This is a genomic window from Mycobacterium marseillense, from assembly GCF_010731675.1.
Lineage (GTDB): Bacteria > Actinomycetota > Actinomycetes > Mycobacteriales > Mycobacteriaceae > Mycobacterium > Mycobacterium marseillense.
Window position 1 is genome coordinate 3171714 of sequence record NZ_AP022584.1, and the last position, 16644, is coordinate 3188357.

Genomic DNA, 16644 nt, shown 5'->3' on the forward strand with positions numbered 1-16644 from the left:
ATCGCAGACCCCGCCCGCTAGCGAGCGGCAGGGACCAACGCCAGCTGGCGGGCCTGCACCACCAGGCGCCCCAGGCTGTCGACGACCGTGTGGTCCTCGTCGAACCAGTCGTGCCCGATCTCGGTACAGGTCGCGATGATGCGCAGCCAGCCGTCGGCGGGCAGCCCCCGCAGAAAGGCGGTGAGCTGGATGGTGGGCGCCCAACCGGTGCGGTCCACCGCAAACGTCACCGGCGCCGACAGATCGCCGCACATGAGCGCAAACAGCGCGTCGGGGGCCACACCGCGGGGGCGCGCCCACATCTGGATCACCGGCGGGCGCCCGTCGGCGCGGGCCTCCATCGTCGACAACACCGGCCGCACGTCGCAGCCCTCGCCCAGGTGCACCAGCCCGGCCAGCGGATGCCCGGGACCGATCGGCTCGATGTCGTCGGGCGGTTCGGGCGCCATCAGGTCGGCCACCGGGTTGGCCGACAGCAGCGGTTTGGCCGCACCGTCAGGAGGAAAGTGTTCCGGCTCGCCGAGGTTGACCACGGCGTGCACCGCGGTGCGGTCGCCCTGGGTGAGCTCGACGTCCACGACGCTGATCCGGCGGCCGCGCTTGCGGATCGACGTGACCAACTGCACCGGCCCCGGGTCGGGCGCCCACAGAAAGCTCGCCGACACGGCGACCGGTTGCAGCGCCGTCCCGGTCGGCTGTCCGCCGCAGGCGGTGCGGGCGGCGTTGGCGCATAGCGCCAGCATCGCGCCGCCGTGCACCTTGGGACCGATGGTCCAGCGCTTGTCGAGTTCTCCTTCGTAGACGCCGGAACCGGCCTCCCGCAACGACATTGCGGTGGTGAATAACGCGTTCATGGATTTTCGCGGGTCTCCTGAATGATCAGCGCAGCAGATGCGTGCGGGCGAACTGCAGCGACTCGGCGAGCATGGCTTCGCGCTCATTGGCTGAACGTGCGCCGGAGGTCGACACCTCCAGGATGACGTGCCCGGCGAAATGGCTGCCGGCCAGCATCTGGCACAGCTCCACGGTGGGTTGCGTACCGCGCCCCGGCACCAGGTGCTCGTCGGCGGGCAGCCCGTTGCCGTCGCACAGGTGCAGATGGACCAGTCCTGCCCCCATCCGTCGCGCCATGTCCAGTGAGTCGGTGCCCGCGGTCGCGGTGTGGGACAGGTCCAGCGTGTAGTGGGCGTGGTTGCCGTCGAGGGGGTCGTAGGAGGGCGCGAACGCCGAGATCGCCGGGCCGGGGCCGCCGCCGCGCCGGCGCATCCGTTCCAGCGACTGACCGGCCCCGAACAGGCGGTCGGCCCGGAACGGAAACATGTTCTCCACCGCGACCAGCACGTCACTCGACGCTTCCAGTTTCGCCACCTGCTCGCTGAAACCGTCGGCGTAGCGCCGCTGCCAGCGAAACGGCGGATGCACGACGACGGTCTGCGCGCCCAGCTGTTCGGCGACGCGCACGCTGCGGTCCAGCTTGGGGATCGGGTTGGGGCCCCACACCCGCTGCGAGATCAGCAGGCAGGGCGCGTGCACCGACAACACCGGGACGCGATAGCGCCGGGACAGCTTCTTGACGGCCGCGACGTCCTGGCTCACCGACTCGGCCCAGACCATCAGCTCGACGCCGTCGTAACCCAGCCGGGCGGCGTACTCGAACGCGGCCTCGGCCCGCAACGGATACACCGAAGCCGTGGAAAGGCCGACTTTGATGGCTGGGCGCACTGGATGTGGGCGTCGCTAGCCCGACTGCAACGACAGCGCCAGGGGCCCCAGGGTGATCAGCGCACCCACCGCGACCGCGATCAACGTGCTGGCAATGTCCTCGGTTTTGCGGACCACGCGCACCCCGACCACCAGGCCGAGGATGACGAGCACCGAGAGCACCAGCGCCACGATGCTGTTCCAGCGCCACAGTTGGTCGAAGGCCACGAACAACCCGCCACCGAACGCGACGGCCAGGATCGACTGCAGCACAACCACGGCGCTGCGCCACAGCGCGTCGAGCCTGCCCTCCGCCGGGTGGGCGTCGGAGCCCTCCGCGTGCCCGTCCTCGTCCTCGAGGCCCAGCAAGCCGGTGTCGAGCGACCCGGCCCCCGCGGTGTCGTCGTCTTCGTCCAGCGAGTCCGAGGACCGCAGGTAGGAGCGCACGTAGGCGGAGTCCTCCAGCGCGGGTTCGGCCTCGCGCACGTCGGAGTCCATCACGTCGACGGGGATGTCGGCGTAATGGTCCATCGGGTCAGGACTCATGTCCTCGGCGCCGGAGGGCTCCGCGGGCTTGGCGGTCCCGTTGGCCAGGGGCCGCGGGTATTCGCTGCGCTCGGGGCCCGGCACCCGCTTGGGCTGCGGGGGCGACTTGGGCCAGCGCGGCTCGGGCTCGGACCAGTAGGCGGTCTTGGGCTCGTCTTCGGTCACCGGCTCGGCGACGGCGTCTTCGACGGCATCGTCGACGGGTTCGGCGGCCTCGATCGTGTCGGTAGCGCCGTGTTCTTCATCGTCGTCGTCGCGGATCACCGGTATTTCGCCGGTGAGTTCGGCGACGGTCACGGCGTCGCTGTCACCGCGGCGACGGCGGCGGCGCCGGGTGACGGCCGGGGCGCCGATGGTGCCGTTTCTGGCCAGCAATTCGGCCACCGAGATCGGCCGAGTGCCGGGGCTCTCGGTCTCGGAGTGCGGTCCGGTCATGGTTTGTCGCCTCTCGATCGGTTCTGATTCCGATCAACTGCCTGACCTCCAGCATTACGCACGGACGGGCCCATGAGGGCGGTTCCGTCGGCTTCGCTGTCGAGTTTGCGCAGAATGAGACCTTCCCGTAATGCCCACGGGCAAATATCCACCGATTCCATCGACAGCGCTCGCATGCTCGCTTCCGCCACCAGCGCACCTGCCACAATCTGCGGCGCGCGCTCGGCGCTCACTCCTTCCAGTTCCGCCCGGTCAGCGGTCGTCATCCTAGAGATGAAAGATATGAGTTGCCTGAGGCCGTTTGCTGTCAGCGTCCTCTTGACCCGCGGACCGGCGCCCGACGGGGCCGCGCCGGTGAGCCGCGCCAGCGAGCGGAACGTCTTCGACGACGCCACCGCCAGGTCGGGGCTGCCGGCGTCGAGGATCTTCGCGCTGGCTTCGGAGAGTTCGGCGTCCAGCCAGTCGCGCAGCATCGCCACCCGGCGCCGTCCGGGCGGATCGTCGGGCAACCATTCGCGGGTCAGCCGGCCGGCGCCCAGCGGTAGCGACATCGCGACCTCGGGCTCCTCGTCCAGGCCGCTGGACATCTCCAGCGAGCCGCCTCCGATGTCGAGGTTGATGATCCGGCCCGCGCTCCACCCGTACCAGCGGCGCACCGCCAAAAAGGTCAACCGCGACTCGTCGACGCCGGTCAGCACCCGCAACTCGACGCCGGTCTCCTTGCGCACCCGGCTCAGCACGTCCTCGGAGTTGCCGGCCTCGCGGACGGCCGAGGTGGCGAAGGCCATCAGCTCCTCGCAGCCCGAACTGTCGGCGATCTTGGCGAATTCGTCGATCGTGGAGATCAGCTTCTCGGCACCGCGTTTGGTGATCTTGCCGGCGCTGTCGGTGGCCTCGGCCAGTCGCAGGGTGGCCTTCGTCGAACTCATCGGCGTCGGATGACCGCCCCGGTGGGCATCGACCACCAGGAGATGCACCGTGTTGCTACCCACGTCGAGAACGCCCAATCGCACGTAGACAACCTAACGGGGTGTCCCCGCCAGGGTTTTGCGCCACCCGGTTAACCCACCGTGATTACGGCCATACGGGCCGCGAGTGTCAGCGGCTCGGCCGCGCCGAAATGTGGTCTAACGTGGACTCCGTGGCGAATTCGCACCCAGAATCCGGACAGCCGGGGCACGAGGTCGAGCTGGATTTCGCCCGCGAATGGGTGGAGTTCTACGACCCCGACAACCCCGAGCACCTGATCGCCGCCGACCTGACCTGGCTGCTCTCGCGGTGGACGTGTGTGTTCGGCACTCCGGCCTGCCAGGGCACGGTGGAGGGCCGCCCGGACGACGGGTGCTGCTCGCACGGCGCGTTCTTGTCCGACGACGACGACCGCGCCCGCCTGGACGACGCGGTGAAAAAGCTGACCGCCGCCGACTGGCAGTATCGCGAAAAAGGCTTGGGCCGCAAGGGATATCTGGAGATCGACGAGCATGAGGGCCAGCCGCAGTACCGCACCCGCAAGCACAAGAATGCGTGCATCTTCCTGAACCGGCCCGGCTTCGCGGGCGGCGTCGGCTGCGCGCTGCACAGCAAGGCCCTCAAGCTCGGTGTGCCACCGCTGACCATGAAGCCGGATGTCTGTTGGCAGTTGCCGATCCGCCGCAGCCAGGAGTGGGTGACCCGGCCCGACGGCACCGAGATCCTCAAGACCTGGGTCACCGAATACGACCGCCGCGGTTGGGGTTCCGGCGGTGCCGACCTGCACTGGTACTGCACCGGCGACCCGGCCGCTCACGTCGGCGCCAAGCAGGTGTGGGAAAGCCTGGCCGACGAACTCACCGAGTTGCTGGGCAGCAAGGCCTACGCGGAGCTGGCCGCAATGTGCAAGCGCCGCAGCAAGTTAGGGCTCATCGCGGTGCACCCGGCGACTCGCATCGCCGAGTAGCGGCTAGCCTTCCAGCTTGTAGCCCAGGCCTCGCACCGTCACCAGGTGTACCGGGTTGGCCGGGTCTGCCTCGATCTTGGACCGCAGGCGCTTGACGTGGACGTCGAGCGTCTTGGTGTCGCCGACGTAGTCCGCGCCCCACACCCGATCGATCAGCTGCCCGCGGGTGAGCACCCGGCCGCTGTTGCGCATCAGGTACTCGAGCAAGTCGAATTCCTTGAGCGGCAAGGTGATCGTGTCGCCGTTGACCGACACGACGTGGCGTTCGACATCCATGCGCACCGGGCCCGACTCGAGCACGCCATCGCTGATCTCGGAGTCGTCCTCACCGCCGCGGCGCAACACCGCCCGGATCCGCGCGATCAGCTCACGCGCCGAATAGGGCTTGGTCACATAGTCATCGGCGCCGAGTTCGAGACCCACGACCTTGTCGATCTCGCTGTCCCGGGCGGTCACCATGATCACGGGCACGCTGGAACGCGCGCGCAGTTGCTTGCATACGTCGGTGCCCGACATTCCGGGCAGCATCAGGTCGAGTAGCACGATGTCGGCCCCGCCCCGATCGAACTCGGCGAGGGCGGCCGTCCCGTCGGTCACCACGGTGGCCTCAAAGCCCTCCTTGCGGAGCAGGAACGCCAGCGGATCGGCCAGCGACTCCTCGTCCTCCACAATCAGCACGCTTGTCATCGACTTAGTTCTTCCTCTCGTTGGGACCGGTCGGACCGCACGTCGCGGCCCTGCGGTTGCTCGGATTCGCCCGCGTCTCGAGGAGACGGCGTGGCCGCCGGAATGGACAGGGTGAATGTCGATCCGGTTCCCGGCTTGCTCCACACGCCGATGGTGCCGTTGTGGTTGGCTGCGACGTGTTTGACGATGGCCAGGCCCAGGCCGCTGCCCCCGGTAGCCCGCGAACGCGCCTTGTCGCCCCGGAAGAAGCGCTCGAAGACCCGCTCCTGGTCCTCCAGGGCGATACCGATACCGCGATCCGTGACGGCGACCTCGACGTTCTCGCCGCGGCGGCGGCGGCTGATCGACACCGGCGAGCCCGGCGGCGAATAGGCGATCGCATTGGACACCAGGTTGGCCAGCGCGGTGATCAACAGCGTCTCATCACCAAGCACCCGCAGACCGCTGGGGGCGTCGGTGCGGACCTCGATGTGCGTGTTGTCGGCGGCCACCTTGTGGCGCGAAATCGCTTCGCTCACAACCTTATCGACGTCGACCTCGACGACGTTGGGCAGCGGTTCGGCGCCCTGTAGCCGGGACAGCTCGATCAGCTCGGCGACCATGTCCCCCAGGCGGTTGGCTTCGACGAGCACCTTCTCGGCGAACCGCCGCACGGTTTCGGAGTCGTCGGCCGAGGCCAGCAGGGCCTCGGCGAGCAGAGCCATGGCACCCACCGGGGTCTTGAGCTCGTGGCTGACGTTGGCCACGAAGTCGCGCCGGGTCGCTTCCATCCGCGCGTAGTCGGACTGGTCGTGGGCGAAGACCACGGCGAAGCGGCGGTCCTCTTCGCTGAGCAGCCGGGCCTGCCCGTGCACCGACAGCCCGGACCGGGCGCCCGCCCGTTTCGCCGGCTGCAGGTCGAATTCGACGTCGACACCGGTCAGCGCCTGCTGCGCCGCCTCCCACGCCTGGTCATCGAGCTGGCGGTCGCGCACCAGGCCCAGCTCCTTGGCCCGGTCGTTGAGGTAGACGACGTCGCGGTGGACGTCCACCACCGCCGCGCCCACCGGCATCAGCGCCACGATGCATTCCAGCATCTGCCCGACGGTGATCCCGGTCCATTCGGTGCTCACCCGCTGGCGGCGCTGCATTGCATGCGGAGACAATCGGGCCCCGACCGCCACACCTGCGGCCAGTGCCAGCACGGACAACACCCCGGCCAGCAACAGCGCCGAGAACACAGTCACATAGCAAATCCTACAAATCTTCCTGAACGCTGCCCTAGCAGAACGAGGCCAAAATCGGACAAGTCACACCTTGCGTCACAGGTGTTCCGCTCCCGTTCACGTGCTGTTTGGCTAACGGGGCTGTTCGCCCGGCACATCGCGCCGGGCGCGAGGGTCAGCCGCGGCCCTGGCCGGCGACCGCGGCGGCGCCGGCGGCGGCCGCTTCGGGGTCCAGGTAGGTGCCGCCGGGCACCACCGGCCGCAGGTCGGCGTCCAGGTCGTAGCGCAGCGGGATGCCGGTGGGGATGTTCAGTCCCACGATGTCGTCGTCGGACATCTGGTCGAGGTGTTTGACCAGGGCTCGCAGCGAGTTGCCGTGCGCGACGATCAGCACCGTCTTGCCGCTGCGCAGGTCCGGGACGATGACGTCGGTGAAATACGGCAGGAAGCGGACGACCACGTCGGCGAGGCATTCGGTCAGCGGCCCGCCGCCGATGTCGGCGTACCGGGGATCGGTGTCCTGGCTGTAGGTGCTGCCCTTCTCGATCGGTGGGGGCGGCATGTCGTAGCTGCGCCGCCAGGCCATGAACTGGTCGTCGCCGTAGCGCGCCTTGGTCTCGGCCTTGTCCAGGCCCTGCAGCGCCCCGTAGTGGCGTTCGTTGAGCCGCCAGGTGCGCCGCACCGGGATCCACAGCCGGTCGGCGGCGTCCAGCGCGAGGTGCGCCGTCGAGATGGCCCGGCGCAGCAGCGACGTGTAGAGGATGTCGGGCAACAGATTGTGTTCGGCCAGCAGCTCGCCGCTGCGCACCGCCTCGGTGCGGCCCTTGTCCGTCAGCCCGATGTCCACCCAGCCGGTGAACAGGTTCAGCGAATTCCATTCACTTTCGCCGTGGCGCAGCAGGACCAGCGTGGCAGAGTCACCCATGCCGGTTAGTCTCTCACGCACTCAAAAAGTCGCCCGAGCGTACTAATCCGAGTCGTCGTCACGGCTCGAAGCTCGACTCCTCCTCATCGCGCTTCGCGCTCTGCATCGTCGTCTTCGTCGATCAGGTGGGCGAAGGCCTCCAGGTTCTTCAGCGACTCGCCGCGCGACACCCGCCACTCCCACTCTTTCTGGATCGACGAGCGAAATCCCAACTCCAGCAACGTGTTGAAGTCCGAGTCCACCGCTTCGAGCACCTGCCCCAGCACTCGGTCGATCTCGTCGGCGTCCACCGACGGCAGCGACATGCGGCCCACCAGGTAGATGTCGCCGACGTTGTCCAGCGTGTAGGCCACGCCGTAGAGCCGGCGATTGCGCTTGAGCAGGAACCGATAGACGCCCTCGTGATTCTCGTCCGGCTTGCGGCACACGAAGGCCTCGACTCGCACCGAATGCTCGCCGACGCTCAGGATGGTGTTGGTCTTGAGCTTGCGCTCGCCGGGCAGTTCCACCACCAATCCCGACGGACCACCATGTGCGCCAGCGTGTTTCGAGTAGTTCAGCCCGCTCGCCTGCAGGGCATCCTCGATCACCCGCGACACGTCGGTGGAGGAGGTCATGCGCCCAACCCGCGGCGCTCGGCGGTGTATTCGCGGATCGCGCGGCGATAGCTAGCCAGCAGCGCGTCGGTGGTGTGGTCCCAGGAGAAGGTCGCCGCGTGGGCGGCGGCCGCGCGGCCCGTCTCGTCGGCCTCTTGCGCGGGTCTGCGCAGCAACCCGTCCAGCGCGGCGGCCCAGCGGTCGACGTCGTGCCCGGCGACCAGCGTGCCGGTGACCCCGTCGCGCACGGCCACCGGCAGCCCACCGACGGCGGCCGCCGCCACCGGGGTGCCGCAGGCCTGCGCCTCGAGGGCGACCAGACCGAAGGACTCCGAATAACTTGGCACCGCAACCACATTGGCGGCCTGGAACAAGGTGGCCAGGTTCGGGCGGGACTGCGGGGGCAAAAAGGTCACCCGCGCGGTGATGCCGAGTTCGTCGGCCAGCCGGGCCAATCCGTCCGGCGAAGCCAGTCCGCTGCCCGACGGCCCGCCCGCGACCACGATCCGCACCCCCGGCAGCTTGGCGGCGGCACGCAACACGATGTCGGGCGCCTTCAGCGGCTGGATCCGGCCGACGAACGCGACGATGTGTTCGTCGGGCGGCAGGCCCAGCGCGGCCCGGGCGGCGCGGCGGTCGCCGGGCCGGAACACGTCGAGGTCCACGCCAGGATGGACGACGTCGATCCTGGCCGGGTCGGCGTGGTGAATCGAGATCAGCTGCCTGGCCTCGTCGTCGGTGTTGACGATCAGCCGGTCCGCCTCGTCGACCACCTGCTGCTCCCCCACCGTGCGCAGCGGCGGCTCGGGCGAGTCCCCGTCGGCCAGCGCCGCGTTCTTGACCGCGGCCAGGGTGTGCGCGGTGTGCACCAGCGGCACCGCCCAGCGGTCCCGCGCCAGCCAGCCCACCTGCCCGGACAGCCAATAGTGCGAATGCACGATGTCGTAGTAGCCCGGCTCGTGGGAGGCCTCGGCGCGCAACACCCCGGCCGCGAATGCGCACAGCTGGGTGGGCAGGTCGTATTTGTCCAGGCCTTCGAACGGGCCCGCCACCACGTTGCGGACCAGCACCCCCGGCGCCACCCGCGCGACCGGTGGGTCCGCGGACGCGGTCGCCCGCGTGAAGATCTCCACCTCGATGCCGCGCCGCGCCAGATGCAACGCGGTCTGCAGCACGTAGACGTTCATGCCGCCCGCGTCGCCGGTGCCGGGCTGGGCCAGTGGGGAGGTGTGGACCGCCAACACTGCGACGCGACGCGGTTCGTTCAGCCGGAAAACGTCATCGTGCCGCACCCTGTCATCTTTACAGGACGGGCCGCCGGCGACCGCAGGCGCGCATGACACGCGTCAGGCGGACGACTCGTCCCGGGTGACCTCTGGCAGGCGGGCGTCCAGCGCCCCGGCCCGCCGCATCGCCCCCAGCGGGTCGGCGTAGAGCCCGGACAGCGACACGGTCCCCGCGCCGGCCTCCTGCACCCGGTTGCCGAAGGCGGTGAGGCGGATGTCGCGCGGCCCCAGCACCGAGCGGGCGGCGAACGCCGCCTCCACTTGCTCCATCGCCTCGGGGTATTCGGTGAACGCCTGTCCGCCGACCACCAGCTCATCGGGGTTGAGCATGTCGCGCAGCAACGCCACCGCCTCGCCGAGCACCCGGCCCCGCTCGGCGAGCAGATCCTTGGCCTGCTGGTTGCCGGCGCGCACCACCCGCAACAGGTCGGCGATGCCGGTGGCGGGCCCGTTGCCGCGGTTCGCCGGGGCGAACGGCAGGATGCGCTGCTGGCGGGCGACGGCCACCACGGCCTCGTCGCTGACGGTGGTTTCCAGCGCTCCGGTGCCGCCGAGCAGCTCGGAGTGGGCGGGCAGGCTCGCGATGGTGCCCGGGCCGCTGGACGGGCAGTGCACCCGCCCGCCGATCACCAGCGCATAGCCGACGGTTTCGCGGGCGTAGACGTACAGGCTGGTCGGCGAGCTGGGCAGGAACCGCCGCATGCCCAGCAGCAGCTCGGCTCCGGCCATGGCGTCCACGTGCGAGGCCACCGAGACCGGCAGGCCGAGCGCGTCGGCCAGCACCTGGCCGACCGGCGCCTGCCGCCAGCCCAACCGCGGGTGGTCCACCTGGCCGGTGGCGCCGTCGACGGTGCCACCGATGGCGACCCCGACCCACAGCGGCCGCCGCCGATGCCAACGGCGCAGATATCGGCGAGCGCTGTCGGCCAGCGACGCCAGCGCGGGCCCGGCCGGGTTGCGCGGCGTGGGGGTCTCGACGGTGTCGAGGGTGCGGCCGAACAGGTCGGCGGCCACGATGCTGGTGGTGCGCGCGCCGATGTGCATGCCTAGCGTCACGAACGGCTCGTGGTTGACCTCCACCGGCACGCGCGGGCGGCCGATCGCGCCGGAGACGGCCAGGTCGGCCCGCTCCCGCAGCAGACCGGCCTCCAGCAACGCGATGACCTGACGGTTGACCGTGGCGATGCTCAGCGAGGTGACGCCGGCGATGACGTCGCGGCCGACGGGCCCGCGCAGCCGGACCGCCCGGAAGACGGAGGCCGCCGCGGAGTCGGGGATGTGCAGGGCCGGCGGCACGATCTGCCGTCGCACCGAGCGATGGCCCTTTTGGCCGGAGTAGCCGACGACGCGGCTAGGCGAAAGATGGGTATGGGTGAGGGTATTGGTAGGCACGAGCGTCCTTTGTCCGAATTTTGCTGGCCATCTTGGCCACACCTGGCATGGGGTCAGGAGCGGCAAAGTGCGCAGCAACAACACGCACCCGCCGCGCACAGACACGCGGCGGTGGTGATGTCGGACAGGGCGCTGTGAAGCACAGGGAAAATTTAGCACGTTCACTAAGGTTGTTTCGATGGTTAAAACTGGCAGGAATGAACGCGTCGCGGTGATCACGGGAGCCAGCTCCGGAATCGGCGCGGCGACCGCTCGAAACCTGGCTGCACAGGGCTTTCACGTCGTCGCGGTGGCGCGCCGGGCCGACCGGATCCACGACCTGGCCGAGGAGATCGGCGGCACCGCGATTGTGGCCGATGTCACAGACGACGCCGCCGTCGACGCGCTGGCGAGCAAATTGAGCCGCGTCGACGTGCTGGTCAACAACGCCGGCGGCGCCCGCGGGCTGGCGCCGGTCGTCGATTCCGACCTCGACCACTGGCGATGGATGTGGGAGACCAACGTGATCGGCACGCTGCGGGTCACCCGCGCGTTGCTGCCCAAGCTGATCGAGTCCGGCGACGGGTTGATCGTCACCGTCACTTCCGTTGCGGCACTTGAGGTTTACGACGGTGGCGCCGGCTATACGGCGGCCAAGCACGGCCAGGGGGCGCTGCACCGCACGTTGCGGGGCGAGTTACTGAGCAAACCGGTGCGGCTGACCGAAATCGCGCCGGGGGCGGTCGAAACGGAATTCTCGCTGGTGCGCTTCGACGGCGACCAACAGCGCGCGGACGCCGTCTACACCGGCATCACCCCGTTGGTGGCCGACGACGTGGCCGAAGTGATCGGATTCGTCGCCTCGCGGCCGGCCCACGTCGATCTGGACCTGATCGTGATGAAGCCGCGCGACCAGGCGTCGGCCAGTCGCTTTAACCGCCGGGGGTAGCCGGGCCGGTGGTGGCCGGCGTCGTCGTGGTCGGGGTGCCCGACAGCGTCGGCGCGTTGGACGGCGTCACCGGCGCGGTGACCGGGATCTGCGTCGACGGCGGGTGCGCGGTGGGCGGCGGCAACGCGGACATGGCCACCCAGGTGTCCCAGTCCACGGCCCAGTCCCAGATGTCGCCGTCGGAGTAGGACAGCTGGATCGTGCTCCCGGTGACTTCGACCGGGTCGCCGTAGATCGCCGTCTGGTAGTACTGCTCGGCGTCGTTGGTGGACAGGTTGATGCAGCCGTTGGTGACGTTGGTGTTGCCCTGCGCGCCCGCGCTCGCCGGGTTGGCGTGGATGAACTCGCCGTTGTTGGAGATCCGCACCGCCCAGCGTTCGTGGATGTGGTTGTAGCCGGCCGCCGGGTTGGACATGTAGAAGTCGGCGTACTTCTCGCTGACCACGTGGATGCCGTTGCGGGTGACGTTGCGCGCCTTGTCGGCTTCGCCGTAGCTGCACGGGAAGTCCATGATGACGCCCTCGTCGCGGACCACCTGGATGCGGTGCGACGAGACCTCGGCCTTGACCACCTGCCGGCGGCCGATCTGGATGTTCAGCGAGATGTCCTCGGCGCCGTACGCGCTGTCGCCGAAGGGCAGTCCGTAGAGCTTGGCGTCGACGTTGACCGTGGTGCCCGCGGGGTAGTACTCGCGGGTGCGCCAGTGCGCGCGGGCGCCGGCCGCCTCGTCGGGCAGCCAGGCCCAACTGCCCTCGACGGGCGGATTGGTGGTGACGGTGAGCGCCCGTTCGACGGCGGCCTTGTCGGTGATCGGGGCGTCGAACTGCAGGATGATCGGTGCCGCGACGCCGACGGTCTGGCCGTCGGCCAGCTGGAACGCCCCACCGATCTTTTTGCTGGGCGACACCGTGGTGAATTTGCCCGCGACCGGGACCGCCTTGCCGTCGTGCCCGACGGCCGAGCCGCTCCACGTGTAGGTCATGTCGTAGCCGAGGGGTTCGGAGGTCGTGTAGACGGTCCGGTCCTGGTTGAACGTTCCGGTGACGACTTTGCCCGACGAATTCGACAGCGTGACGTGCTGAAACCACCCGTCGCTCACCTGGACGCTGACCGGGGCGATCGGCACGACGTTGCGGGTGGCGTCAGCGGGCTGGTACTTCAGCTGCAGCGCCGGCTGCTCTTTCTTTTCGGCTTGTTTCGCGGAGGTGCCGCTGCAGGCGGCCAAGGCATTGGGAGCGAGCACGCCGAGCCCGAGGGTCGCCAAAGCCACGCGCCGATTGAACGGCCGCGGGGCGCGGGACGGGGTCACGAAAATCAAAGATACCGGGGAAAATCCACCAACCCGGCCGCGACAAATCGGGGTTCGGCACACGTCGGCAAATTTTGCCGCTACAGCCTGCACCCCAGCAGGACGGGCTCGGGGATCAGTGTGACACCAAACACAGCCCGGACCCCGTCGCGGATGGCGCGGGCCAGCGCTATCACGTCCTCGGCGCTGGCCCCGCCGCGGTTGGTCAGCGCCAGAGCGTGCTTGGTGGACAACCGGCACGGCGCCTCGGACCCGCCCGGTCCCGGCTGCGGATAGCCCTTGCCGAAGCCGGCCCGCTCCACCAACCAGCCGGCGGCAAGCTTGACACCGTCGGGAGCCGGGTAGTTCGGGACGGGCCCGCCCACGCTCGCGGCCAGTCGCTCGTAGACGTCGGGGGCGACGACCGGGTTGGTGAAGAACGAACCCACGCTCCAGGTGTCGTGATCGGCCGCGTCGAGCACCATGCCCTTGCCCGCCCGCAAGGTCAGCACCGCCTCGCGAACCGCGCGCGGGTCGGCGCGCTCGCCGATATTCACCTTCAGCGCGGCCGCCAATTCCCCGTAGCGCATCGGCGCGCTGCGCCCCGATGGGTCCAGCGCGAATTCCACTTCCAGTACGACGGAAGGGGTTTCGAACCCGCCGCCGCCACTGCGTTTGAACACGCTGGTGCGGTAGCCGAAGCCCAACTCGCTGCCCGGCACCCAGCGCGCCTCGCCGCTGGCGCGATCGAGCACCCGGACCCGCGTGAGGGTGTCGGACACCTCCGCGCCGTAGGCCCCGACATTCTGCACCGGGGTGGCCCCGGCCGAGCCGGGAATCCCGGACAGGCATTCCAGCCCGCCGAGGCCGTGCTCGATGGCGGTGACCACCACGTCGTCCCACACCGCGCCCGCCTGCGCGCGGACCAGGTTGCCGTCGACGGTGATGCCGTCGTTGGCCAGCCGCACGGCGGTCAGGTCCGCGCATGTGTCGGAGATCACCAGGTTGGAGCCACCGGCGAACACCAGCACCGGGTCGCCTTGTCCGGCACGGGTTTCGGCGTCCAGGTGCCCCAGCGTGGCGACGACCTGATCGCTGTTCGTGCAGGTGACGAGGCGCCGTGCGATCGGTCCGACCCGCAGGGTCGTCAGCGGCGCCAGTGGCACCGATTCGGCCACCGACGCGCCGGCGAACACCGAACCGGCACCGCTGGATTTCATCGTCCGTAACGGTAGCCTGACCTGCTATGCCGCGTTCATTCGACTTGTCGGCCGACTACGACGGCAGCGTTGACGAGGTGCACCGGGCCTTCACCGATGCGAACTACTGGCGGGCCAGGCTGGCCGGATCCGGCGTCGACGTCGCCACGCTGGAGTCGATGCGGGTCGGCGGGGAAACCGGCGACGACGACTCCGTCGAGGTCGTCACGCTGCAGGTGATCCGCAGCGACAAGCTCCCGGGGATGGTCACCCAGTTGCACAGCGGCGACCTGCGTATCCGGCGCGAGGAGACGTGGGGACCGGTGAGCGACGGGGCGGCGACGGGTTCGGTCGTGGGCTCGATCGTGGACGCGCCGGTGAACCTGGAGGGCACCGCCGCCCTGGAGCCGATCGGGCGGACCGGCGGCGCCCGGTTGACGTTCCGGGCCACCGTCCACGTGCGTGTCCCGATCATCGGCGGCAAGTTGGAGAACATCATCGGCGCCCGACTGGCCGAGCTGATCGCCGCCGAACAGCGCTTCACCACGGAGTGGATCGCCAAAACAGCCTGAGGCCTCACGGGCCTAAGCTGGCCCTCATGCGAATCGCCCTGGCGCAGATCCTCAGCGGCACCGAGCCCGCAGCAAATTTGCAGCTGGTGCGCGACTACAGCCGCCGCGCCGCCGACGCGGGCGCGCAACTGGTGGTGTTCCCGGAGGCGACCATGTGCCGGTTCGGTGTCCCGCTGGGACCGATCGCGGAGCCGCTCGACGGTCCCTGGGCCGACGGGGTGCGGAGCATCGCGGCCGAATCGAAGATCACCGTCGTCGCCGGCATGTTCACCCCGTCGGGTGACGGGCGGGTGAAGAACACGCTGCTCGCGGCCGGCCCGGGCGATCCCGATCAGCCCGGCGCCCACTACGACAAGATCCACCTCTACGACGCGTTCGGCTTCACCGAATCGCGCACGGTCGCGCCGGGACGCGAGCCGGTGGTGATCACGGTCGACGGCGTCGGGGTCGGATTGACCGTTTGCTACGACATCCGCTTTCCAGAGCTCTACACCGAACTGGCCCGCCGCGGCGCCCAGGTGATCGCCGTCTGCGCGTCCTGGGGCGCGGGCCCGGGCAAACTCGACCAGTGGACGCTGCTGGCCCGCGCCCGCGCGCTCGACTCGATGAGCTACGTCGTCGCCGCCGGTCAGGCGGACCCCGGTGCCGCGCAGGCGGAACGCGGATCCGGCGCACCGACCGGGGTCGGGGGAAGCCTGGTCGTTTCGCCGCTGGGCGAGGTTGTCGCGGCGGCCGGCGCGGAACCGCAGCTCGTGGTGGCCGACGTCGACGTCGACCGGGTCGCCGAGGCGCGCAAGGCCATCGCAGTCCTTAGCAACCGCTCGGCCTTTGCTCAGGTCGATAAGGCAGAATCGGTACGGTGACGAACCCACAAGGACCCCCGAACCAGGACCCGTCGAAGTGGGCCCGTCCCTCCAACCAGGGACCGTTCGGCCAGCCCCCCACGGAACGGCCCACCGAGCGGATCAGCACCGGCGGCCCGGGTCAGCCGCCCCCGCCCCCGCCCCCGCCGCCGCCCACTCAGGGGCCCCCGCCCACTCAGGGTCCCCCGCCGGGTCAGACCGAGCGGTTCGGGACGCCCCAGCCGAACATGCAGCAGCGTGGTTATCCGCCGCCGCCCACCCCGCCCGCCGGCCCGACGGAGCGGCTGGCCACCCAGCCCGGTGACGACACCACGTCGGGAAAGAAGAAGCGCCGCTTCGGCCGTGACCCGGTGTCGGTCCTGCTGATCTTCATCATCGTGTTCGCGCTGATCATCGCCGGGCTCATCGGGGCCGAGCTATACGTGCGCCACGTCGCGGACACCAAGGTCGCCCAGGCGGTGGCCTGTGAGGTCAAGGACCAGGCGACCGCGTCCTTCGGGGTGACGCCCCTGATGCTCTGGCAGCAGGCGACCAAGCACTACACCAACATCTCGGTGCAGACGGCCGGCAACAACATCCGCGATGCCAAGGGCATGAAGCTCTCGCTCAACATCAACGACGTCCGGATCAAGGACACGGGCAACTCGAAGGGCACCATCGGCTCGCTGGACGCCACCATCAGCTGGACCAGTGACGGCATCAAGCAGTCGGTGCAGAACGCGATCCCGGTTCTGGGCCCGTTCGTCACCAACACCGTGACCACGCATCCCGCCGACGGCACCGTCGAGCTGAAGGGCATGTTGGACAACATCACCGCCAAGCCGGTGGTGGATGGCACCGGGCTGAAGCTGCAAATCGTCAGCTTCAACGCGCTCGGGTTCACGATGCCCAAGGAATCCGTGCAGTCGACGCTGGACGACTTCACCTCGAACCTGACCAAGAACTACCCGCTGGGCATCCACGCGGACAGCGTGAAGGTCACCGACGAGGGTGTGACCAGCCACTTCTCGACGCGCAATGCCAGCATCCCCGCCGGCGACAACAACAATCCCTGCTTCGCCAACCTCTGACGGTTCAGCCCGTCC

16 protein-coding genes and 1 pseudogene are annotated in these 16644 nt (G+C 69.4%); 5 read left to right on the plus strand and 12 right to left on the minus strand.

Annotated elements, in window-relative coordinates; genetic code table 11:
- Positions 1–17 precede the first annotated feature (17 nt).
- From G6N26_RS14530 to G6N26_RS14545, 4 genes are read right to left on the minus strand one after another with little or no spacing between them, the layout of a single operon-like run.
- Complete coding sequence (locus G6N26_RS14530) at positions 18–854, minus strand: thioesterase family protein (RefSeq protein ID WP_083018389.1); 837 nt, start codon at positions 852–854, stop codon at positions 18–20.
- 25 nt (positions 855–879) lie between these two features.
- Positions 880–1722 carry a sugar phosphate isomerase/epimerase family protein gene (locus G6N26_RS14535; protein WP_067164826.1) on the minus strand — a complete coding sequence of 281 codons (843 nt, stop codon included), beginning with the start codon at positions 1720–1722 and terminating at the stop codon, positions 880–882.
- Between the two features lie 15 nt (positions 1723–1737).
- Positions 1738–2682: a hypothetical protein gene (locus tag G6N26_RS14540; RefSeq protein WP_083018391.1), complete on the minus strand. Its 945-nt coding sequence runs from the start codon at positions 2680–2682 to the stop codon at positions 1738–1740.
- Positions 2679–3695 (minus strand): Ppx/GppA family phosphatase, encoded by a 1017-nt coding sequence (locus tag G6N26_RS14545; protein ID WP_067164810.1) that lies wholly within the window; start codon positions 3693–3695, stop codon positions 2679–2681. Before G6N26_RS14545 ends, G6N26_RS14540 begins: the two co-directional genes overlap by 4 nt.
- A gap of 119 nt (positions 3696–3814) precedes the next feature.
- On the opposite strand from G6N26_RS14545, the gene G6N26_RS14550 reads away from it, so the two are divergent.
- Positions 3815–4618, plus strand: coding sequence for a hypothetical protein (locus G6N26_RS14550; RefSeq protein WP_083018392.1), 804 nt, complete (start codon positions 3815–3817; stop codon positions 4616–4618).
- Positions 4619–4621: 3 nt separating this feature from the next.
- Here the strand turns inward: G6N26_RS14550 and regX are convergent, their stop codons facing one another.
- The 6 genes and pseudogenes from regX to G6N26_RS14580 form a co-directional block, all read right to left on the minus strand.
- The gene (gene regX / locus G6N26_RS14555; RefSeq protein ID WP_067164803.1) at positions 4622–5305 is read right to left on the minus strand and encodes a two-component sensory transduction protein RegX; all 684 of its coding nucleotides are present in this window, start codon (positions 5303–5305) and stop codon (positions 4622–4624) included.
- Positions 5302–6531: a sensor histidine kinase gene (locus tag G6N26_RS14560; protein ID WP_095577840.1), complete on the minus strand. Its 1230-nt coding sequence runs from the start codon at positions 6529–6531 to the stop codon at positions 5302–5304. The genes regX and G6N26_RS14560 overlap by 4 nt, the downstream gene beginning before the upstream one ends.
- Before the next feature lie 154 nt (positions 6532–6685).
- On the minus strand, positions 6686–7435 hold the full coding sequence (locus G6N26_RS14565) for a phosphoglyceromutase (RefSeq protein WP_083018394.1): 750 nt from the start codon (positions 7433–7435) through the stop codon (positions 6686–6688).
- Positions 7436–7493: 58 nt separating this feature from the next.
- Positions 7494–8052, minus strand: a pseudogene (locus G6N26_RS14570) (type III secretion system chaperone family protein).
- The gene (mshA, locus tag G6N26_RS14575) at positions 8049–9323 is read right to left on the minus strand and encodes a D-inositol-3-phosphate glycosyltransferase (RefSeq protein WP_083018398.1); all 1275 of its coding nucleotides are present in this window, start codon (positions 9321–9323) and stop codon (positions 8049–8051) included. Before mshA ends, G6N26_RS14570 begins: the two are co-directional and overlap by 4 nt.
- 54 nt (positions 9324–9377) lie before the next feature.
- Complete coding sequence (locus tag G6N26_RS14580) at positions 9378–10628, minus strand: ROK family transcriptional regulator (RefSeq protein WP_179960373.1); 1251 nt, start codon at positions 10626–10628, stop codon at positions 9378–9380.
- A 259-nt stretch (positions 10629–10887) separates the two neighbouring features.
- Here G6N26_RS14580 and G6N26_RS14590 point away from each other — a divergent pair, with 259 nt between their 5' ends.
- Positions 10888–11637: an SDR family oxidoreductase gene (locus G6N26_RS14590; RefSeq protein WP_083018402.1), complete on the plus strand. Its 750-nt coding sequence runs from the start codon at positions 10888–10890 to the stop codon at positions 11635–11637.
- On the opposite strand, the gene G6N26_RS14595 is transcribed toward G6N26_RS14590, so the two are convergent.
- On the minus strand, positions 11621–12994 hold the full coding sequence (locus G6N26_RS14595) for a L,D-transpeptidase (protein WP_179960374.1): 1374 nt from the start codon (positions 12992–12994) through the stop codon (positions 11621–11623). The genes G6N26_RS14590 and G6N26_RS14595 overlap by 17 nt on opposite strands.
- Before the next feature lie 32 nt (positions 12995–13026).
- Positions 13027–14145 carry a UDP-N-acetylmuramate dehydrogenase gene (locus G6N26_RS14600; protein WP_083018405.1) on the minus strand — a complete coding sequence of 373 codons (1119 nt, stop codon included), beginning with the start codon at positions 14143–14145 and terminating at the stop codon, positions 13027–13029.
- 26 nt (positions 14146–14171) lie between these two features.
- On the opposite strand from G6N26_RS14600, the gene G6N26_RS14605 reads away from it, so the two are divergent.
- From G6N26_RS14605 to G6N26_RS14615, 3 genes are read left to right on the plus strand one after another with little or no spacing between them, the layout of a single operon-like run.
- A complete protein-coding gene (locus G6N26_RS14605; protein ID WP_083018407.1) occupies positions 14172–14696 on the plus strand; it encodes a DUF2505 domain-containing protein in 525 nt (174 codons plus the stop codon).
- Between the two features lie 26 nt (positions 14697–14722).
- A complete protein-coding gene (locus G6N26_RS14610; protein ID WP_083018409.1) occupies positions 14723–15559 on the plus strand; it encodes a carbon-nitrogen hydrolase family protein in 837 nt (278 codons plus the stop codon).
- Positions 15556–16629, plus strand: a complete 1074-nt coding sequence (locus G6N26_RS14615) for an LmeA family phospholipid-binding protein (RefSeq protein WP_179960211.1) — start codon at positions 15556–15558, stop codon at positions 16627–16629. Before G6N26_RS14610 ends, G6N26_RS14615 begins: the two co-directional genes overlap by 4 nt.
- Positions 16630–16644: the final 15 nt, after the last annotated feature.